Source organism: Psychrobacter sp. GP33, assembly GCF_014119005.1.
Classification (GTDB): domain Bacteria; phylum Pseudomonadota; class Gammaproteobacteria; order Pseudomonadales; family Moraxellaceae; genus Psychrobacter.
On sequence record NZ_JACGYX010000005.1, the window covers coordinates 189,291 to 210,361 of the forward strand.

The 21,071-nt window shown below is 41.4% G+C and carries 17 protein-coding genes; 9 read left to right on the top strand and 8 right to left on the bottom strand.

Translation table 11 applies throughout. The annotated features are described in order from the left end of the window. Positions 1–83: 83 nt before the first annotated feature. Positions 84–392 carry a YhbY family RNA-binding protein gene (locus tag H2245_RS08620; protein ID WP_182406995.1) on the bottom strand — a complete coding sequence of 103 codons (309 nt, stop codon included), beginning with the start codon at positions 390–392 and terminating at the stop codon, positions 84–86. Between the two features lie 493 nt (positions 393–885). Between H2245_RS08620 and H2245_RS08625 the strand changes: the two genes are divergently transcribed. From H2245_RS08625 to H2245_RS08655, 7 genes are all read left to right on the top strand, one after another. Next, entirely contained in the window at positions 886–1,518 is a 633-nt protein-coding gene (locus H2245_RS08625) for an RlmE family RNA methyltransferase (RefSeq protein WP_182406996.1), read from the top strand. A 366-nt stretch (positions 1,519–1,884) separates the two neighbouring features. Next, a complete protein-coding gene (gene ftsH, locus H2245_RS08630) occupies positions 1,885–3,780 on the top strand; it encodes an ATP-dependent zinc metalloprotease FtsH (RefSeq protein WP_310734128.1) in 1,896 nt (631 codons plus the stop codon). 151 nt (positions 3,781–3,931) lie between these two features. Continuing rightward, positions 3,932–4,837, top strand: coding sequence for a dihydropteroate synthase (gene folP / locus H2245_RS08635; protein ID WP_182406997.1), 906 nt, complete (start codon positions 3,932–3,934; stop codon positions 4,835–4,837). Positions 4,838–4,901: 64 nt separating this feature from the next. Beyond that, positions 4,902–5,195, top strand: coding sequence for a succinate dehydrogenase assembly factor 2 (locus tag H2245_RS08640; protein ID WP_182406998.1), 294 nt, complete (start codon positions 4,902–4,904; stop codon positions 5,193–5,195). 129 nt (positions 5,196–5,324) lie between these two features. Then, entirely contained in the window at positions 5,325–5,783 is a 459-nt protein-coding gene (locus tag H2245_RS08645) for a hypothetical protein (RefSeq protein WP_182406999.1), read from the top strand. A gap of 204 nt (positions 5,784–5,987) precedes the next feature. Beyond that, on the top strand, positions 5,988–6,707 hold the full coding sequence (locus H2245_RS08650) for a YidB family protein (protein WP_182407000.1): 720 nt from the start codon (positions 5,988–5,990) through the stop codon (positions 6,705–6,707). A gap of 340 nt (positions 6,708–7,047) precedes the next feature. Further along, positions 7,048–8,505, top strand: a complete 1,458-nt coding sequence (locus tag H2245_RS08655) for an anion permease (RefSeq protein ID WP_182407113.1) — start codon at positions 7,048–7,050, stop codon at positions 8,503–8,505. A 95-nt stretch (positions 8,506–8,600) separates the two neighbouring features. On the opposite strand, the gene H2245_RS08660 is transcribed toward H2245_RS08655, so the two are convergent. From H2245_RS08660 to trmB, 3 genes are all read right to left on the bottom strand, one after another. Next, on the bottom strand, positions 8,601–9,623 hold the full coding sequence (locus H2245_RS08660; protein ID WP_182407001.1) for a regulatory protein RecX: 1,023 nt from the start codon (positions 9,621–9,623) through the stop codon (positions 8,601–8,603). Positions 9,624–9,650: 27 nt separating this feature from the next. Next, positions 9,651–10,709, bottom strand: a complete 1,059-nt coding sequence (gene recA / locus H2245_RS08665) for a recombinase RecA (protein ID WP_182407002.1) — start codon at positions 10,707–10,709, stop codon at positions 9,651–9,653. Between the two features lie 1,246 nt (positions 10,710–11,955). After that, positions 11,956–12,780 (bottom strand): tRNA (guanosine(46)-N7)-methyltransferase TrmB, encoded by an 825-nt coding sequence (trmB, locus tag H2245_RS08670; protein WP_404944671.1) that lies wholly within the window; start codon positions 12,778–12,780, stop codon positions 11,956–11,958. Between the two features lie 232 nt (positions 12,781–13,012). On the opposite strand from trmB, the gene H2245_RS08675 reads away from it, so the two are divergent. Continuing rightward, positions 13,013–13,942 (top strand): pilin, encoded by a 930-nt coding sequence (locus H2245_RS08675; RefSeq protein WP_182407003.1) that lies wholly within the window; start codon positions 13,013–13,015, stop codon positions 13,940–13,942. Positions 13,943–14,020: 78 nt separating this feature from the next. Here H2245_RS08675 and H2245_RS08680 read toward each other — a convergent pair whose 3' ends face one another. Then, on the bottom strand, positions 14,021–15,907 hold the full coding sequence (locus tag H2245_RS08680) for a monovalent cation:proton antiporter-2 (CPA2) family protein (RefSeq protein WP_182407004.1): 1,887 nt from the start codon (positions 15,905–15,907) through the stop codon (positions 14,021–14,023). A 78-nt stretch (positions 15,908–15,985) separates the two neighbouring features. Then, a complete protein-coding gene (locus tag H2245_RS08685) occupies positions 15,986–16,702 on the bottom strand; it encodes a hypothetical protein (protein WP_182407005.1) in 717 nt (238 codons plus the stop codon). A gap of 329 nt (positions 16,703–17,031) precedes the next feature. Here H2245_RS08685 and H2245_RS08690 point away from each other — a divergent pair, with 329 nt between their 5' ends. Next, positions 17,032–17,349, top strand: coding sequence for a hypothetical protein (locus H2245_RS08690; protein WP_182407006.1), 318 nt, complete (start codon positions 17,032–17,034; stop codon positions 17,347–17,349). Between the two features lie 101 nt (positions 17,350–17,450). Here H2245_RS08690 and H2245_RS08695 read toward each other — a convergent pair whose 3' ends face one another. After that, positions 17,451–18,527 carry a cation diffusion facilitator family transporter gene (locus tag H2245_RS08695; protein WP_182407007.1) on the bottom strand — a complete coding sequence of 359 codons (1,077 nt, stop codon included), beginning with the start codon at positions 18,525–18,527 and terminating at the stop codon, positions 17,451–17,453. Positions 18,528–18,685: 158 nt separating this feature from the next. After that, the gene (locus H2245_RS08700; protein ID WP_182407008.1) at positions 18,686–20,947 is read right to left on the bottom strand and encodes a primosomal protein N'; all 2,262 of its coding nucleotides are present in this window, start codon (positions 20,945–20,947) and stop codon (positions 18,686–18,688) included. Between the last annotated feature and the right edge of the window lie 124 nt (positions 20,948–21,071).

The following is a 21,071-nucleotide window of genomic DNA, read 5'->3' on the forward strand; positions in this document are numbered from 1 at the left end:
CTGCGGCTTTTATACTTTGCACTGCTAATGATGCAAGTTATTATTTCAACTTAATCATCAATTAATATCATCAAGACACGTAACTATGCGTGACGTGATAAATTCGACAGCTTTGGGTTGGCATTAGGGTTTTTACGTAATAATAACGCCATACGTCCAATAGTATGAATTACTTGAGCTTTAGCATTTTTTGCAAGCGCAGTAGTCACCGCATCACGCTCGTCTTTACTACCCGCTGGCAGCTTTACTTTAATTAGCTCATGATCCGATAAGGCACGGTCGATTTCTTCAGTAATAGCTGGGGTGACGCCGTTGTTGCCAATCATGACAATAGGCTTTAGCTCGTGACCAATACCTTTTAGACGTTTAAGCGTAGCGTTATCAAGTTCCATAAAATTCCTAAGCGTTGAGAAATAAAAAATATAAAAGTCAGAGTAAAACATGATACCTATATTAACAAGCTCATCATTAGCCGGTTTATCTTCTTAATTATTAGGATTAAGAGCACTGTGATATCAATCTAAACAGCTCGTTTATGAAAAATCATAACGTTAATGCTAAATGCTTAATAAGTAATAGGTAAAAAGGTTTTGAGATAAAATCACTGGGATTCTGCACGATTTTATAGCATGAAAATGTTAAACTGACCTTAATAGGACATTATAAACGCTACTGGCTGATAAATCTGTTAAATCATTCATACTATCGTTAATTTAGACCATTCTATCGTTAATTTAACGTATCAGCTTGTAGTCGCTTATGTTGACCACATATATAAATCAATGGCTGACACTTATATAGGTTCAGTCTATTACCAAACCTTTTATCCTTCATCTAACCCTTTGATACTCAAAACGATTTTATTGTTAAATAGGAGCACCTATTTTGGCCACGCGTATTAAGAATAAAAGTCTCTCAAAAAGCAGCAGTGCTTGGATGAAAGAGCATCTTGATGACTTTTATGTAAAGCAAGCTCAAAAAGAAGGCTATCGCGCGCGTGCTGCCTATAAATTGCTAGAAATTAATGAGAAAACAAAACTGATTAGTAAAGGTATGACTGTGGTGGATTTGGGCAGTGCGCCCGGCAGTTGGTCACAGGTTGCAGGAAAATTGGTTGGTGAGACAGGTATTTTGATTGCCTCTGATATTTTACCAATGGATAGATTAGAGAATGTGACCTTTATACAGGGCGACTTTCGTGAAGCTGAAGTTTTCGATAGCATTATGGCAGAGGTTGGTGATCGGCAAGTGGATGTCGTGTTGTCTGATATGGCACCCAATACTTCTGGCAATAGTGCGGTAGATCAGCCACGGATGATGTATCTGTGCGAGCTTGCAGTAGATTTTGCTTTAGCGACCTTACCTGAAGGCGGTGCCTTGATTATGAAGATGTTTCAAGGAGCGGGTGAACAGGAATTGCGTAAGCAGATGCAGGAAAAATTCAGCAAAATCCGTAGTATCAAGCCTGACGCATCACGCGCACGTTCAAAAGAGATATTTTGGATTGCTATTAAATAATGACTGGACGAATGTAATTAATATCTATATGTAGCGAATTGTGATGTGATAAGTTATGTCAGAAATAGCTACATTTGTTAACCGAATAAACTGGCGTTCTGCTTGAATTGTGAAAGTTAAAACCACATATCGTGGTATATTAACTTTGTTTTCGGCACTTTTAACAATAAATTGTTTTGAGCAGAGTCGTTTAAGAGCGAACCATCTATTGCAGTCATTATATGTTTTTAGATAGAACGGAATTTTTAAAGTACTTTAAACGTTTATATATTTATCTAAAAATAGTTTTAATGAATAGTAGATCATCACTTTGAAGACGTCACGTGTTTAGTAAAAACACCAATAAGTAAGGGATGGGAATAACTAGTGAGCGACATGGTAAAAAATACCTTATTGTGGCTGGTGGTAATCGGCGTTTTAGTGCTGGTGTTTAGCGGCTTTGATAAATCATCTGAGCCGGATAACCTTAACTACTCTGAGTTTGTGACCGCAGTGTCAGAAAAGCAAGTAGCCAGTATTGAGATTGACGGCGAGCAGATCACCGGTGAGAAAAAGAATGGTTCTGCATTTGAGACCATCCGTCCAGCTGTGATGGATGACGAGCTGATGCCATTACTGCGTGAAAATAAAGTTGAAGTGCAGGGTACTGCGCCTAAGCGTCAAAGTGTGCTCATGCAGCTATTGATAGCCAGCTTCCCAATTCTACTGATTATTGGTCTCTTTTTATTCTTTATGCGTAATATGCAAGGCGGCGCTGGCGGTAAAGGCGGCGGACCGATGAGCTTTGGTAAGTCGAAAGCTAAAATGCTTACCGAAGATCAAATCAAAGTGAACTTTGATGATGTTGCCGGTTGTGAAGAAGCTAAAGAAGAAGTGGTGGAAGTCGTTGAGTTTTTACGTTCGCCAGATCGATTTACAAAACTTGGTGCAACGATTCCACGTGGTATCTTGATGGTAGGTCCGCCAGGTACAGGTAAAACACTATTAGCAAGAGCCATCGCTGGTGAAGCCAAAGTGCCGTTCTTTTCTATCTCAGGTTCTGACTTTGTTGAGATGTTCGTTGGTGTCGGTGCCTCACGCGTACGTGATATGTTCGAGCAAGCAAAGAAAAGCGCGCCATGTATCATCTTTATTGACGAGATTGATGCAGTCGGTCGTCATCGTGGTTCCGGTATGGGCGGTGGTAATGATGAGCGCGAACAAACGCTCAACCAATTACTGGTTGAGATGGATGGTTTTGAAGGCAATGAAGGTGTGATTGTCATTGCGGCAACCAACCGTGCCGATGTTCTTGATAAAGCATTACTACGTCCGGGTCGTTTTGACCGTCAGGTACAGGTAGGCTTGCCAGACATCAAAGGGCGCGAACAGATTCTAAAAGTGCATTTAAGAAAATTGCCTAATACGACCAGTGTTGATGCTCATTCATTGGCGCGAGGTACGCCAGGATTTAGTGGTGCACAGCTTGCCAACCTTGTAAACGAGGCGGCATTATTTGCAGCACGTCGTAACAAGCGTAGCGTTGATATGAATGATTTTGAAGATGCAAAGGATAAGCTATATATGGGTCCTGAGCGCAAATCAATGGTGATTCGTGAAGAAGAGCGCCGTGCTACTGCATATCATGAGTCCGGTCATGCTTTAGTAGCGGAGTTATTGCCGGGCACAGACCCTGTGCATAAAGTGACGATCATGCCACGCGGATTTGCTCTAGGTGTCACTTGGCAGTTGCCTGAACATGACCAGACCAGTCTTTATAAATCTAAAATGCTGAGCGATATTGCTATTTTATTTGGTGGTCGTATTGCCGAAGAAGTGTTTATCAATCAAATGTCAACTGGTGCATCAAATGACTTTGAGCGTGCAACTAAAATGGCACGTGCGATGGTCACTAAATACGGCATGTCAGATGCACTTGGCATTATGGTATATGAAGATGATGACAGCTCGCAAGGTTACTTTGGTGGGGGCAGCCGTACGATATCGGAAGCCACGCAGCAAAAAGTTGATGAAGAAGTACGCCGAATGTTAGAAGAGCAATATGATATTGCTCGTGAATTGATTGAAGCCAATCATGATAAGATGCATGCAATGGTTGATGCGCTAATGAAGTGGGAAACGATTGACCGTGATCAGTTGCAGGATATCTTAGCGGGTGAAGCCCCTCGTCCACCTAAAGTCTATCAGCATACTGAAGTGAACTTATCGAAGAATGATATAAAAACGACTGGTTCAACACCGCCGCCACTTCCAGCAATGTAGAGTGAGCAGTTATTGTCTTATATAAAAAGCCCTTTTTACAAAGGGCTTTTTTGTGCCTACTAATTTCACGGGCTATTTTAAAAACTAGCTGATTTGCTGGTATGATGGGCTGATTCAATTTTTTATACTATTTATTTTTGATGGATTGATTATGTCATTGTTTCAGCCGTTACCTATTTTTAGCATAAGCAGTCGCGGTAAGTGTTTGGATTTATCCCAGCCTCATATTATGGGCATCTTAAATGTGACACCGGATTCGTTTTCTGATGGCGGTCAATTTAACAGCATTGTTAAGGCATTTGCCCATTGTAAAGATATGATTGCAGCAGGTGCTACCATTATTGACATTGGCGGTGAATCTACACGTCCAAATGCCGAAACGGTAGTAACTGATGACGAATTGCAGCGTGTCGTTCCTATTGTTAAGGCAATTCGACAGCAGTGTGGTGAGGAGATATGGTTATCTATCGATACCAGTAACCCGGACGTAATGCAGGCGGCTTACAATGAAGGGGCAGATATTTGGAACGATGTACGCGCTTTAAGTCGGGAAGGTGCGCCGCTAATGGCAGTAAAGCTTGATATTCCGGTGATGTTAATGCACATGCGCGGCGAGCCGACCACCATGAATAATCTTGCCCATTATACAAATGTCATTCAAGAGGTTAAGGCGGAGTTAACGTCTAGAGTTGATGAGGTAATAAACCTTGGCGTTAAACGTGAAAACATTATTATTGATCCAGGTTTTGGTTTTGCTAAAAATTATACTCATCATTGTGCATTATTAACAGAGCTGAACTCGCTGCAAAGTCTTGGTTATCCAATCATGTTTGGTATATCGCGCAAACGGTTTTTAGCTGAAGTGTTGACAAAAAGTGGCATACCAGCTGTTACTCAAACTCAAGCTCTTGAGAGAGATGCAGTAGGAACTGCTGCTGGTGTTTTTGCACTGCAACAAGGTGCCAGTATCCTGCGCACCCATAATGTCGCTATGATGCAACAAGCCGTCGCCCTATGGCAGCAATTGGTAGAATACAATGAAACCAAAATTATTTAAGTCTTTAAGATTAATGCTACTTTACACTAGATTTTAATTATAACTTCAAATAAAGGTCACTGTTATGAGCGTCATACACTCAGCTAATCAATCATCACCTGCACCAACCGACGAGCAACGCCGTATTATTTACCAAGCCCGCCGTGGACTCAAAGAATTAGATTTTTACATTGACCCTTATGTAAAAGAGCTATATCTAACGTCAACATCAGATGAACAAGAGACTTTTGCCCAGATGCTTACCCATGAAGATCCTGATTTATTGGATTATTTTACCAATCAGAGTCAACCTGAAGATGAAGCAATTTGGGCGCTGGTTAATAAAATTAAAACATGGCGTCATTCTAAATCTCTATAAGGTGAATAAGTGGCGCTATTATTTAAAAATAATATCAGTTAAAGAATAGGCTAGTCTCAAAAGTAAAATGCATTTAGCTTTATGGTTTATCTAAAATAGGCGGCTGATGACAATATGGGTATTACGAATATGACTGACGTAAAGTCCTTACGTATCGATACGCCAATCAAGCCGTCTAGTCGTTTACGGACAGCATTGTACACTAGCTTTATAACTGCAATGGGATTATTGGCTTGGCTTGCCCAGTTGTCGCTTGCTCAATATGTATTACTGCTTATCGTAACCGCGGGAGTTGCGTGTTATTTGGCATTAACTCGTCCGATATTGTTACACATTAGTCAGCCACCATTGCAACATCGTGTAGACCAGCATTGGCAATTACTCATGCGTACCAGTCGTGACGATGCGCTATGGCAAGCGCATTTATCTAAGTTGCACCGTTATCCGTCCTGTATTCACTTTGAATTTATTATTATTGAACCTCATCAACGCGTTTTGTCTGTCACCATCTTTCGCGACCAAGTAACCGTTCAGGAATGGCGACAGCTAAATATACTAGCTACTGTTATTCCGATAACCGCTCATTAAATGAGTAGGAAATTATTCAATCATATTTAGTTCTTTTTTACTAATTAATGTCTTAATTTATTGTTTTTAACAATTCTATCTAATAACGAAGCTCTACATCCTATAACAAAACAACTATCTAGACGATAAACGAGATTTGCTATATTGGTTAAGGATTTATTGACTATTGATTTATAAGAACTTTAAGAATAAAAGGATAATATCATGAGCTTATTAGGGAATTTAGTATCGCAAGTTGCACGTAGTGCTATCGATCCAGAAGATCATCAGCGTAATCCTATCAATCAAAGTATCAACCCACGTCGCACGGGCGGTCTTGGCGATATTTTAGGTGGCGTGTTGACTGGCAGTCGCAATCAGCCACGTGACTATAATCCTCAGCAATATGATCGTCAGCCCGACAATCATTTTGGGCTAGAGGATATATTAGGCGGTCTGGTTGGCGGTAACAATCAAGGTCGTGCTGGTAGTCAGTCTGGTGGTTTAGGCGATATTTTAGGTAGTGTGCTTGGCGGTCAACGCACTAGAGGTGGTTTTGGCGGTAAAGGTATGTTAGTGGCGGCACTGATGCCAATGGTACTCAGCTGGATACAGCGTAATGGCGGCTTAAGTGGTGCACTCTCTAAAATAACGGGCATGGGCTATGAGCAGCAAGCGCGATCTTGGATGAGTAATCATGAGCTTAATGACAATCTTGACCCTAATGACGTCAATCGCCTGTTTGATGAAAATGAAATTCAGCAAGTGGCAGCGCATACTGGGGCTAATGATATGGAAGTGCGTCAAGGGTTGGCAGAGCTACTACCTGAGGTGATGAATCAGCTGACACCACATGGCAATTTGGACAATGAGTCAGAAGCCAATGATGAAATTGATCAAATTATCAGCCAGTTATCGAGCCGATTAAGTGCGCTGAAAAAGTAACAGCTGTTTGATAAATTACTTTTTGATAGGCGATATTTGAATAAATTGTATTTTAATGAAATAGATTTTAATAAAAAGTAATAAAAAAGAGTACATTTATTAATGTGCTCTTTTTTATATCTGTCCATTTTTTATCTTGAATCGACTCATAGCTATCTCTCATTATATCTAACCGATAACTTTAGATTGGTTTAATAAGAAATAAAAAGATATGTTAAAAACGGTGAGCAGGCATAGCGGTTATTGCTAACTATTATATGATGGCATCATTACCCATTCTATTTTGCTTTATAAATAGTGCTAGATAGTGATTCAAGTTTGTGACAAGGAGGTTTCTATGATGCCCTTTAAGCCTATTCCTGCTGCTATTGCCGTATCAGTCGGTCTGATTATCTGGTTTTTTATTCCAGTACCTTCAGGCGTAACGCCAGAAGCGTGGCATATGCTGGCGTTATTTATCGCAACTATTGTGGCTATTATTGGCAAAGTACTGCCAATTGGTGCGATTGCTATTATTGCAGTGACGTTGGTTGCGCTTACCGGGGTTACCAATGAGAGTCCTGGAGCGGCAATACGAGATGCCCTATCTAGCTATTCTAGCCCATTGATTTGGCTAATTGGTATCGCCGTGATGATTTCACGAGGGTTAATCAAAACCGGATTGGGTCGCCGCATTGCTTATTATTTTATCTCTATTTTCGGTAAAAAAACGATAGGGGTCGCCTATTCTTTGACTGCAGCTGAGCTGATGATTGCTCCTATTACACCGTCTAATACAGCGCGTGGTGGCGGTATTATTCACCCTATTATGAAATCTATTGCACAGAGCTTTCATTCAACGCCAGAAGAGGGCACGCAAAAGAAGATTGGTCGTTATTTAGCGATGGTTAATTATCATGCCAATCCAATCACCTCCGGTATGTTTATTACTGCTACCGCACCCAATCCATTAGTGGTCGATTTGGTGAATAAGGCTACAGGCAGCCAAATTGAGCTATCATGGACGACTTGGGCAGTGGCGATGTTTATCCCAGGGATGCTATGTTTGCTCCTCATGCCGCTGGTGATTTATCTTATTTATCCGCCTGAAGTAAAGGAAACTCCTGATGCTAAAGGTTTTGCCAAAGATAATCTAACGGAGATGGGTGACGTCAGTCGCGATGAAAAAATAATGCTTGGCGTATTTGCTCTGATGTTGGTGCTGTGGGCGAATATCCCCGAGCTAATTTTTGGTGCGCGCTTTAGTGTTGATGCAACAACGACCGCGTTTATTGGTTTGACCACGTTAATATTAACCGGCGTGTTGTCTTGGGAAGATATTCTTAAGGAAAAATCTGCTTGGGATACCATTATTTGGTTTGGTGCGTTAATTATGATGGCATCATATTTAAATACGCTGGGCTTGGTAAGCTGGTTTTCAAGTAATATTGAAAATATGATCGGTATGACAGGTGTTGGTTGGATGGGCGCAGTTGCTATTTTAACCTTGGTTTATCTATATATTCATTACTTTTTTGCCAGTACCACTGCGCATATTACCGCGCTGTTTGCCGCTTTTTACGCCGTAGGCCTAAGCTTAGGTGCGCCACCAATGCTATACGCATTAATATTAGCGGCAGCAGGTAATATTATGATGACTTTGACCCATTACGCAACGGGAACCGCGCCTGTTATTTTTAACTCTAATTATATAACTCTTGGCGAGTGGTGGACTATAGGGGCAATAATGAGTGTAGTGAATCTGGTAGTATGGATTGGCGCTGGGCTAGTGTGGTGGAAGATACTGGGCTACTATTAATCCGTTATTTTAGATGTATCAGAATCATTTCGTAAAATATACGGCATTAAAAACGTTTAATAAAAGTCTTAATTAAAAAATGTGAAAAATTCATGCTAAAAGCGCTCATCTAAAGTATCTAACGTATATTTGAGCGCTTGAAAGCAAATATCCATATCGAAGCCGCGATATTGCAAAAAACGCAATTGTTGCGCTTTTGATTTTTGCTCAGTTGGGATATCGTCACCATATTTTTTGGTACGAGCCGTGACCGCAAGTTTCAACCAATCAACGCCTACAACTAAGCTGTCTTCGCTATCATCAATAAACTCTCTAAACTCATCAGAATCTTCATTTGCCATATCGATCAGCTCATCAATATTGCTTGGCATCTCAATTTTTTTACGATAAAACTCCTGCTTAATATGACCTCGACCACGACCTTTACGAATACTTTCACGGATGAGCATTAAGGTAGTGCGATAGTCACTTTGATAGCCTTTTTCTTCAAACTCGTCTAACAAAGTGTCGATTTTTTCAAGCTCTTGTTCTTTATCAATCAGTTTTTGCCGCAGTTCAGCTTTGCCATATTCACGCCGTGACAGATAATAAAATGCCAACCATCGCAAACGGCTTTCCGCTTTAATAGCGTCTATATCTGCTTGGCGTTGTTCCGGCGAGCGTAAATATGCTTTAAGGGCAGAGGGTAAATTGTCTGTAGGGTCGATTAAGGATATTTCTGAACTTGATAATAATAATGAATTGGTAACAGAAATATCGTTATTATTGTTGTGGATATCTCGTTTTACTTCAGCCAGCATCTCTTTGATACTTTGCGGCGCTAGCGTCTGATAGTCAGGTGCGTCGGTAGGTTCAGCAATAAAATTCGCTGCTGGGTGAAATTTTTTTTTGCGTTTTTTGGATTTTTTAGATGATAGATGAGTAGTAAAAGAATCATTACTAATAGTAGGATTGGAAGACGGGTAGCCATCAGATGTTTGATAGTCTAATTTTGGCTTGTTAGGATATTTATTAGTGTTGCTGTCAGTTTTAGAGATGCTCTTTTTTTTAGATACAGACGAGCTCGCTGAGTCAGGTTCTGACTCAGCGAGTATTTCGGCTAATGTTTGAATCTTCATAACGGCTAATCGATAATCAATAAATGGCTATTGCATTGGCTCTGCATCTAATTCTTCATTAAGATCGGCTGCATCTGGTACTTTACTGTCATCTTTCACACCGAGTTTTTCGGCACGAATTTTAGCTTCAATTTCTTCAGCAATCACCGGATTTTCTTTTAAAAACAGCACTGAATTGGCTTTACCTTGACCAATTTTTTCATCGCCGTAGCTATACCATGAGCCTGCTTTGCCAACAGCACCGATTTCCACGCCCAAATCAATTACTTCTGCTAGATGATTGGTGCCTTCACCATAGGTGATTTCAAATTCAGCTTGGCGAAACGGTGGTGCCATTTTGTTTTTGATGACCTTCACACGGGTTTGGTTACCGATGATTTCGTCACCATTTTTGACCGCACCAATGCGACGAATATCCATACGCACTGAGGCGTAGAACTTAAGCGCGTTACCACCTGTTGTGGTTTCTGGGCTACCGAACATCACGCCAATTTTCATACGAATTTGGTTGATAAACACCACCATACAGTTGGAGCGTTTGGCGTTACCGGTGATTTTACGTAATGCTTGGCTCATCAAACGTGCTTGTAGGCCCATGTGTGAGTCGCCCATTTCGCCTTCAATTTCAGCACGCGGCGTCAATGCAGCAACGGAGTCAATGACAATCATATCGACGGCACCTGAACGTACCAACATATCCGTAATCTCGAGCGCTTGCTCACCGTTATCTGGCTGAGAGATTAATAAGTCGTTAGTATTTACCCCAAGCTTACGCGCATAAACAGGATCTAGTGCGTGCTCAGCATCAATAAAGGCGCAAGTCCCGCCTTGTTTTTGACACTCTGCGATAGCTTGGAGCGTCATGGTCGTTTTACCTGAGCTTTCTGGACCGTAAATCTCAACAATACGACCTTTTGGTAAACCGCCAATGCCAAGAGCAATATCTAAACCGAGCGAACCCGTTGAGACCACATCGACATCAAGCGCTGCGGAACTATCGCCTAAATGCATGATGGTGTTTTTACCGAACTGCTTTTCAATTTGGCCGAGTGCCGCTTTAAGAGCTTTTGCTTTATTGTCGTCCATAATGGATACCTTGTCGTTAATTAATAATATAAAAACTTAAAGAAGTAGAGGTGAGGATAAAAAGTGAAGAACTGTACCAGAAACTTATCTTAGGCGTCATCGCGTTTTTTATCGTATCTGTCATGATAATTATGCTAAGCACAAAGTAATACAAATGACTCGTATTACTTTAATGTAAATAATAAAAGTGAAACAAAGTCCATTTTATAGATAATTGCTTACATCGCTATGTTATGTCATTTATAGTTTTATCCATCGTTTGATGGGCTAAGGTTATTATATCAAAGTCAGCTTAAGATAGCTGAGAATAGGAAACGCTATACGACATTCACTGTCGTATATAAAAAATCCAAACGATAAAGCACAATGTTTTATTAAATTTCTGCAGCTAATTATTATTCGAATTATTCGTTATGAAATGCTGTGTTTACTATGATAAGGTGAATAGATTGATGATAGTAATCTAATTGGTCATCAACCCTTATAAATAGGTACTTACAGTAAATACTGTGAAACATTTTCATGCTTAAAAATTATTTTAAGATAATTAAGCTATTATTTAGCCTATAGGTAAGTTATTGATTTTATTATCTAAATAAATTGTACAAAAAGTAACCAGTTTTATCTTATCCTTTATTCCATCAAGCCAGCTGCGTGTCAAGTAGATGGTTATCCACAAGGTTATCCACAGTTAATGTGGAGAACTCGTGTATCCCTTATGTTACCAAGGTTTGCGCTTGGCATAATAATAATGATAAGTCGCCATATTATTAAAATAATCGAATTCCAGACTATTAATCCGCAATAAAAGACATCAGTTATTGCTATGTTTCACATCATTGATGTTTATCAATAAGCATTTATTAGCGGAGCAAACAGTCTTTATGATGGCTGATTTATGGGTATCGTATGGTTTAGAAACTATAAGATTGGCATCTATAATCGATGATAGGCATAAAGATAATAGGTTTGGATTGCGTATTAAGTTAATCAAATGATAAGTAACGCCGTTGTTACATGAGAATATCTTAGTGATGTTAAAAGAATATATTCTACTTTTTAATAACAATTATTAATGCAAGAAAATGAGAATTTCTCGGTGGCTTTATTAGAAAGAATTCTAGTTGCGGGTAAATATTGAGTTTCTTGCGGTTTAGGATAATAGATAAAAGTACATTGCTATAAAAAAGCGACTGTATCATACAGCCGCTATTATTAGGATAGATGATGTACCAAACGGTAATATTTAATCTTTGCTATAAATTAAATCCCAAACTCCGTGCCCACGTTCTAAGCCGCGACGCTCGAATTTCGTCATCGGACGAAAATCTGGACGAGGCGTGAAGTTGCCATTACCCGCTAGGTTGGTCAATCCTGAGATGTTGTCTAACACTTCAACCATCCAAAAGGCATAATGCTCCCAATCGGTTGCGGTATGAAACCAGCCACCTTTCTTGAGACTACGCAACACAATTGCCATGCGCTCGGGGCTCACAAAGCGGCGTTTATAATGGCGCTTTTTTTGCCATGGATCAGGGAAGTACAGCTGAATACGGTCGATATGGTTTTCTGGTAATTGTTTAAGCAGTTGAATGGCATCACCATTGATGATTTTAACGTTGCTTAAGTTTTGTGTACCTGCCATGTAAGCGCATTTACCAATACCAGGCTCATGGACTTCAATACCAACAAAATTGCGCGCCGGTTCGGCTGCTGCCATCTCGATAAATGAGTCACCAAGACCAAAGCCAATTTCAAGTGTAAGCTGCGCTTCAATACCATTTGGCGTATCGGCAAATAAAATCCGCAAGTCATCAATACCGTCAAGATTGCCATCACCGCAGCTATTATTGACCAAATACTGACTAAATTCTGGGTCAGTCAGCGCTTGCTCAGCATTTTTATTCATATGCGTACGGCGCTTCATAAAGGTATTTACTATACGGATATGTTTACTTGATTCTGGGGCGTTAGCGGTATCATCCGCTGCACTATTAATGTCAACATCAACGCTAATATCAGCGTCATTATCGGGCATGGTATGAGTGTCTGGATTGGTCAAGTTATTCATAAAGAGGTTAGGGCTTAATAAGGTTAGAGTTTGAGTCTATTATAGGCGAAATTATTTCTAGTGTGAACGTCTATCCGTCGCTCATTTATAGTCAGGTCAGCACATCAACGCTTATCTATTCATTTTACACCTATAGTCAACTATACATAGGGCTTGGCATTATCTTATAATATAGAACTGATAATAAGATTTCTGGTTTATCAGCCAAATTTATTAGCCAACCGAGGCTCCTATGTTATTCATTGAGACGGATTCGCCGCCGCCGTTTTATCAAGAAAAACTGACGGCTGCCAAGCGTAAACAATTAGACCAGTGGTTTATTGGACATCGAACTCAGCGCTATTACATAAAGCGCTTTGAGCAGTTTGATAAGCAAGGGTATTTGTCGCCCAAATGGCATTGGGCAGCTTTTTTTATGACTTTTCCTTGGCTGTTGTATCGCAAGCGTTATATGGATGCGATTGTTTATAGCGTTGCGGGATGGTCTTTTATTCAGCTTAATGTGGCATTGGTGCTGGTATTTTTTGAATTTGCAGCGATGTCCTATATCCCCGATGCCTATCATATGGCAACGCGAATTGGTATTGCGGCGATGATTTGGCTGTTTTGGTCGTTTATGGTGGCGCGCTGGACAGATGCGTATTATTACCGGATGGCACGGCGAGAAATTGCCGATGCGATTAATGATTATCCGCGTGATGAGGCCGCACAAAAGGTTCATCTAAAGCGTGAAGGTGGAGTAAGTTTATACGGGTTAGGACTGGGGTTTGGGTTTTTTGCCTTTGCACTAATGGTCATCAATGTACAGTTCTTACCTATTATTGCCAAGCAAAAGGAGCGTGAAGTGCTATTTGACGCTTATGATATTGCCAAAAATGCTCAAACACGCGTAGCGATTATTTACCAGCAGACAGGAAGTTGCCCCATTGATTTACCACTAAGTACTGACGCCCAGAAAGTCACCATGCATGTGAGTAATCAAGCAGACGGTGTACCGGTTACTGATTGCGCGGTGATTGCTACCGTACGAAATGCACAATTCCCAATTCGCTATTTAAATGGTCAAACTTTAGTCTTTTATCACGAGGCAACCAGTGATAACTGGCAATGCGTCAGCTCTCTGAATAAGAAACAAGCGCCTAAAAGTTGTATTAGTAATTAACATCAGTAACGTGTGAAGTCCATGAAAATTAAATAATAATCTGATTTTCAGTCATTTATTTTAATAGCATCGTGATACCTAAGTTTTATCGTTAGGACTCGGCGAGTCTGTCACCTCAACAGGCGTTGCTTGTTGTCTTAACGCTTCATGAAATTCACCCAAATCCATTTTTCGGGCTTTATCAATATCTTCATCAAACAAACTCTCAAGCTCTGCCAAGGCGGATTGCGCCGACTCAATCATACTGGCTTCGTCACCATAAATGGCTTGTTGGCGTTCAATCAAATCATCGTCGTAATTACGAAAAGTTTGAATGGTTTCGCGTGCTTTTTGCGGCGATATACCCAGCAGTTGCAAAGACTCACGCGACATATCGAGCGATGATAAATAAGTCTCACGCCAAATATGGCGCACACCGACTTCACGCAGGCGGTAGTAATGCTGACGGTCACGTGCGCGCGCTAAAATAATCAGATTGGGATAATTGCGGGTTAAATACTGCGCAGTGGTTATCGAGCGCTCCAAATCATCTACCGCAATAATAAATAAGCGGGCTTTTTTGATACCTGCTGCACGCAAAATTTCAGGATTTTTTGGGTCGCCATAATAGACTTGATTGCCGAATTTACGCACAAAATCTACCCGATTTGCAGAACGTTCAATCGCGGTAAATTCAATATTGTGCAGCCGTAATACCCGCCCAATAATCTGTCCAACGCGTCCAAAGCCAGCAATAATGACTGCATGCTCTTCGTCAGGAATGGTGTCGTATTCACGGCTGGGTTTTCGCTTGGCAAAATAAGGCTCGCCAAACTTCTCTAATAGTACAAAGGCAACTGGGGTAAGCGCCATTGAAATGGTGACAATAAGGTTCAGCATATTCGCTAGCTCAGGGCGCAAGACATTTTGAGCAGACGCCACACTAAACAAAACAAAGGCAAATTCTCCGCCTTGTGCCAACGTCACCCCCAGTCGAATACTGGTCGGCCAGCGATTACCAGAAACCTTGGCAATTGCAGTGACTACACCGAACTTTAGAAACATGAGCCCAATGGCACAGCCAATAACAAATAGTGGCTGAGACATGACCAGTTTAACGTCAGTTAGCATACCTACCGACATAAAAAATAAGCCGAGCAATAGCCCTTTAAATGGCTCGATACTAGCCTCTAACTCATGTCGGTACTCAGAATCAGCGAGTAATACGCCAGTTAAAAATGCGCCTAACGCCATTGATAGCCCGATATGCTCCATTAATATGGACACACCCATAACGATAAATAGCGCCACAGCGGTGAGCAATTCACTGGCACCACTTAATGCCACAAATTTAAAAAATGGACGCACGATATAGCGGCTAGAAAAAATCAAACCTGCAAAAACAGCAAATACTTTGCCAAAATAAATTAAATCGTAGCTTTGTTCACGTACGCCTGATAAGAAGGGAATAACCGCCAGTAACGGAATAACAGCGATATCTTGAAACAGTAAAATAGTAAAAGCTTCACGCCCATGAGTGCTAGAGAGTTGCTGTTTTTCCGTCAAAATTTGCAAAACAAAGGCGGTGGAGGAGAGTGCCAAGCCAAAGCCGACGATAAAAGCAGTATCTAATTGTAATGAGAAAAACTGATATAAAATTGCCATCAGTAGCACGCCAGTCAACCCGACTTGCAAACCGCCAAGCATAAAGATAGATCGCCGTAGCGCCCAAAGGCGAGAGGGTTGTAGCTCAAGCCCTATAATAAATAGCAGCATGACCACGCCAAACTCAGAAAAATGCAGCAGGCTTTCAGCATCGCCAACGATATCAAAAGCACTGGGACCAAGTATTAAGCCGGTGATTAAATAACCCAGCACCGTGGCGATGCCAAACCGCTTGCCCAGCGGTACAAAAAGTAGCGCTGCACCCAGAAAAATAGTCGCTTGTAACATCAAGTTTGGTGAGCCGATAGCGGCAGCGAACATATTGTTTCCTCAGCAGTGTCTAAAAAATGGTACAACAAAAAACAGCACAAAAAGTATTAAGAATAAGTGTGATAAAAATTATTTTTTACGATAGATTTTCCACTCGCCATTGTCCGCTAATGGATTGCTATAAGCATCATTACGGCGCTTGCGCGGCGTTTGCCGACTGTCAACAATTTTAAAATTAGGCAGGGCATGGACAATAAGACCGGTACGATAAAAACGTAACCGCTCAGGCTCTAACATCTCGCCCTTATTATCACGGCAAAACACATAAGCACGCAAATCAATAAACTCTCGATGCGCCACCAATCGTGCCTCATCATTAGCCTCAAATATTGCTGACATACGTGTGATTTCTTGCGGGGTATAATCGCCACATTTATCTATCACCGCACCAACAGAACCGAAGCTTTTTGATTCTTTAGCACGAGTTTTGGTCAGATGTAAGCGTTGAACGTGATAAACAAATTGCGGAATTTCAAGGCTGGCAGGAAGCGGTAGATAATCTGGCGGCAAGTAGGCGCTCGGATAAAACGCCATCGCACGGTCAATGAGCGCTTGCCAACCTTGCTGATAGGTTTGTACTTCTGCCAAATTACCTTCATAGATGGGCATATCACGAACTTGGCGTAAAATATCAGGTGGAAAATGAGCATCCCGAAAACGCGCGATATCCTCTTGCAGCGTTGAGAGCAACAGTTTCGCATGTTTTTTACCCTCTGTAGATAAAGGGTCAAGGATAGCGCCTTCTAATAAAGTTGGGGCGACAAAAGCGGCTGAACGTCTAGACATGGTAGTGGTCATCAAATGGTAGTAAGTAACAACTTGGATAAAGTAAATAAAGAGATAGCAAAATCAATAAAGGCAAACAATAATCAAAGGGTCATTTATTTTTATCATTTTTCTCATCCTAACACAACGCTACAAACGGGCGTGCGATTAATTTGTTGATGATTTTTGACCTTATCGATTTTATCTTGCCAATTTCTCATAGAGATATGTATCTTTATCTTTTTATAAGAGAACTTTAATAAATGAGAAGTACTTATAAATCCATAATAAAAAAGATTATATTAAGCGTTCGACAACAATAACAAACAGCAGCGTTTATGGAGTTTTATGTGTATATAAATAAAGATAAAAAAATAAGAACGGATTATCAAAAACATCGTTTTATCTTGGATATACTGAGTAAAGTAATAACAAACTTGTTGAGCGCCGGACTGTTACTTTTTTTTGGATATTGGCTGTTCTTTACCTCTAATATGGGTTCTTCTTATTTGCCAAATGTTAGAGATGGGGTATTTGATATGGGAATTCGATTTACTTTATTAGGTCTCGCGACGCTAATTTGGCTGCTAACACCGATTTGGTTCTTTTGGTCGACTATTCGTTATGGCTATCAGCGTTATCAGGAATATCAAAGTTATAAGCGTTAACAGTCTTATAAACGCATAAGTTAAAAAGCCAAAGGGTAGGCTGTATGATAAGTTTTTTAGCGCCTAAAAAAGATGATAGTTGGAAAAATTGGGTATATCAATCAATGGGAATGCCCATGATGATGACTACTATTGCTTGTAGAACGAGCAGCAATATCGCAAACGAGCGCGTCAGAGTGGGCGACAGTTTGTGGATGAGTGCCGCTTTCTACTTGAATGGTCGCATGACTAATACTCAAGTCTTGCAGCCGTTGTTCAAGCTCAGCAATGAGCTTGCTTGCCTCGTGAATGCGCATGTCGCCATCGACAACCACATGACACGATAGTGCATGCAGACCACTGGTAATACTCCAAACGTGGATATCATGCACTTTTTGCACCTGCGCATGCTCAACCAAGCGCTGCTCAATTGTTTCTAGTGATAATCCCTTTGGCGTGCCTTCCATCAATATATGTACCGAATCGCGCATCACGCGGCAGCCGCTTATTAATATCAATATTGCGACGATAACGGAAGCGGCAGCATCTGCCCATACCCAACCCAACGTCATCATTAATAACGCAGCGATAATGGCAGCAACCGAACCCATTAAATCACTTAACACATGCAAATAGGCGCTTTGCATATTAAGGTTATCAGGTTTGTTTGTATCAGCATCTGAAGTGGCACCATGATTGTGTCCATGTCCATCATGGCTACCACGATGCATCAGCCATGCCACCCCTATATTAACCAACATACCGATGGTAGCGATGATAAGCATCCCTTGGGTGGCGATTTCTGGCGGTGAATTAAAGCGTTTAATGGCTTCATAAAAAATCATCAGTGCGATAATTACCAGCGTTGCCCCATTAACCCCCGCCACCAATATCTCAAAGCGCTTATAGCCAAAAGTTTTTTGACTTGTGGCTGCTTTTTCACCGATTTTAAACGCCAGTAGCGTTGCGCCCAAGGCAATGGCATCGCTCAGCATGTGCCCAGCGTCAGACAATAGGGCTAAGCTGCCCGTCAGCCAGCCGCCAATGGCTTCAACCACCATATAACCAGCAATGATAATAAAGCTAAATAATAAAGTGCGCTGATAGCCTTTGGTGCTCTGCCCACTATTATGGTTATCAGAATGACCGTCTAAGCGTTTATCATTATTTGATTCAAGCTGGGAATGGTGTTGACTCATAACGACACTCAGCATAATAAAAGTTAAAAGGGTTTTATATTAATAAAGCATCTAAAAAACTTAACATATCCGCTAGTAAATAGCTGTAAACCACAAGTATCAGTCTTAAAGCCACTACCAATATAAAGTTAAATGTAGATAATGACAAAGAAAAAATACTACCAACCTACCGGATCAATATCTAAAGTGAGCTTTAAATACTTAGCGCTGGGCAGCGCAAGTACGGGTTGCCACCAGTGGTTTAACACTTGATGTAATTGATTGCGGTTTTTGGCGAGTAGTAACAGTTGCGCGTGGTAACGGCTATTTTTTTTAGTCATAGGCGCATCAATAGGACCGAGTACCGCTAAATTATGTCCGGCTGGCAAGAGCGCAATGGCATCTTTTAGTGCTTGAGTCGTGGCAACCAGCGTTTTACCTTCACAGCGAATCAGGGCGGCATGGCTATACGGTGGCAATCCCATCATTTTACGCTCTTGTAATAGCTCTTGAGCAAAAGGTAAGTAGCCCTCTTTTACCAGTTTAAGCAATAACGGATTATCAGGTTGTAAGGTTTGAATTAGAACGCGTCCAACTTTATCACCGCGACCAGCACGCCCCGCGACTTGAATCATGAGCTGAGCGGTATGTTCAGGCGAGCGGAAATCAGCGGATAAAAAGCCACGATCTGCATTGGGTAAACAGACCAAGGTGACATTGGGGAAATGATGCCCTTTAGCAACCATCTGCGTACCAACTAAGATGGCAGGTTTGCCTGCATTGATTTGCTGATAGATTTTCTCCCAGCTGTCCTTTTTGCGTGTGGTATCACGGTCGATTTGAATAATGGGATAAAGCTGTTTGCTGGTTTGTGGATTAGCAAAAATAGCATGCAGGTTTTCACTTAGGCGCGTGGTACCCATGCCTTTAGCAGCTATATTTTGACTACTACAATCGGGACATACTGCAGGAATATACGCTTGCCAATCGCAATGGTGGCATTTAAGGTACGAATTGTGATTGGACTGATTACTATAATGCACGGTTAAATGGGCATCGCAGCGCGGGCAATCAGCTTGCCAACCACAGGCTTCACAGAGTAAAACAGGCGCATAACCGCGCCTATTTAGAAAAATTAATACTTGCTCACCGGCTTCCAAAGTTTGCTTTATTGCACCAATTAGCTGGTCCGTCAGTCCAGTATCATAACGCGCGCCGTCATCCTGATTTTGCTGATGGGTTGATTGCAAGCGCGCATCAATCAGTTGCATGCTGGCAAGCTTGGCACTACCAGCGCGTGTGCGCAGTTGGCATTCTATTAACTTGCCGTCAGTCGCTAGTTTTAGGTGCTCAAGAGTCGGCGTTGCCGTACCGAGCACTACAGGAATCTTGGCTTGCATACCGCGATATAATGCTAAGTCAGCCGCATGATAGCGCAGGCTATCTTGTTGTTTATAAGAGCCATCATGTGCTTCGTCAACGATAATTAGTCCAAGATTGGCAAAAGGATACAGTACCGCTGAGCGCGTGCCGATAATGATTTGCGCGTGTCCCGTGCGGCAATCTTGCCAGCCTTGCAGTCGATAAGTATCACTCATGCCCGAATGTAATAGCACAATTTGCGCCGCAAAACGACTGGCAAAGCGTGCGCGGGTCTGCGGTGTTAGTCCAATCTCAGGCACTAAAATTAGCACTTGCTGACCGGCTTCTAACACTGCTTGCATTGCTTGCAAGTACACTTCTGTTTTACCACTACCCGTGATACCGTTTAATAAAAATCCACTATATTGCCCAGTACGATGCGCGCTAAGAATACTATCAACCGCTAATTGTTGCTCGTCATTGAGTGTAAGCGGCATTTTCGCTAAGCTGACCGCTTTGGGGGCTGTTTTTAGCTTAATATAACGCTCAATCAGTCCTTTTTCCTCTAACGTCGTTAAAAAACTGCGCTGCATACCTTCTAATAATAAAACCTCTTCACTAGCACCGCGCTCACCGTGCAGCTTTAACATATCAAATTGCTGCTTTTGCTTATTGGCATTGGCACGAAAATCAGTATCAGTCACATGCGGTAAAATTCGCCAATGGGTAATCAATAAATCCAGCGGTTTACCTTGACGTATTAACGTTGGCAACATAACAGCCAGCACATCGCCCAAAGGATAATGATAATAACGTGCCAGCCATGATGCCAATGCCAGCATTTGCTCATCTAAAATAGGCGTGTCGTCCAAGCATTGAGTAATGGGCTTTAACTTACTGGCAGGGACGCTGCTGTCTACTTGAGCAATATGAGCAACCACAATACCTATAAGCGTTTGGCGGCCAAAAGAGACTTGGACACGGCTGCCGATAGTAGGCAACACAGCATTTGTATTTACCAACACGCTATAGTCAAATACTTGGTAAAGGGGAACGGGTAGAGCGACTTGTACCAACATAACGCGCGGCAGCAGCCTCTTATAGGGTAAAAATAATAGTATGGGGTCTGAATGATAATAACCGAAATACAGTAGCTAAAATATACGAACTAAAACATAGACGCTGAAATATAAAATATAAAAT

Bases quoted from the DNA above. Each gene is read 5' to 3' on its own strand.
- H2245_RS08620 (WP_182406995.1), bottom strand. From the start codon at position 392: ATGGAACTTGATAACGCTACGCTTAAACGTCTAAAAGGTATTGGTCAC.
- folP (WP_182406997.1), top strand. From the start codon at position 3,932: ATGTCATTGTTTCAGCCGTTACCTATTTTTAGCATAAGCAGTCGCGGT.
- H2245_RS08640 (WP_182406998.1), top strand. From the start codon at position 4,902: ATGAGCGTCATACACTCAGCTAATCAATCATCACCTGCACCAACCGAC.
- H2245_RS08645 (WP_182406999.1), top strand. From the start codon at position 5,325: ATGACTGACGTAAAGTCCTTACGTATCGATACGCCAATCAAGCCGTCT.
- H2245_RS08650 (WP_182407000.1), top strand. From the start codon at position 5,988: ATGAGCTTATTAGGGAATTTAGTATCGCAAGTTGCACGTAGTGCTATC.
- H2245_RS08655 (WP_182407113.1), top strand. From the start codon at position 7,048: ATGCCCTTTAAGCCTATTCCTGCTGCTATTGCCGTATCAGTCGGTCTG.
- H2245_RS08660 (WP_182407001.1), bottom strand. From the start codon at position 9,623: ATGAAGATTCAAACATTAGCCGAAATACTCGCTGAGTCAGAACCTGAC.
- recA (WP_182407002.1), bottom strand. From the start codon at position 10,709: ATGGACGACAATAAAGCAAAAGCTCTTAAAGCGGCACTCGGCCAAATT.
- trmB (WP_404944671.1), bottom strand. From the start codon at position 12,780: ATGAATAACTTGACCAATCCAGACACTCATACCATGCCCGATAATGAC.
- H2245_RS08675 (WP_182407003.1), top strand. From the start codon at position 13,013: ATGTTATTCATTGAGACGGATTCGCCGCCGCCGTTTTATCAAGAAAAA.
- H2245_RS08680 (WP_182407004.1), bottom strand. From the start codon at position 15,907: ATGTTCGCTGCCGCTATCGGCTCACCAAACTTGATGTTACAAGCGACT.
- H2245_RS08685 (WP_182407005.1), bottom strand. From the start codon at position 16,702: ATGTCTAGACGTTCAGCCGCTTTTGTCGCCCCAACTTTATTAGAAGGC.
- H2245_RS08695 (WP_182407007.1), bottom strand. From the start codon at position 18,527: ATGAGTCAACACCATTCCCAGCTTGAATCAAATAATGATAAACGCTTA.
- H2245_RS08700 (WP_182407008.1), bottom strand. From the start codon at position 20,947: ATGTTGGTACAAGTCGCTCTACCCGTTCCCCTTTACCAAGTATTTGAC.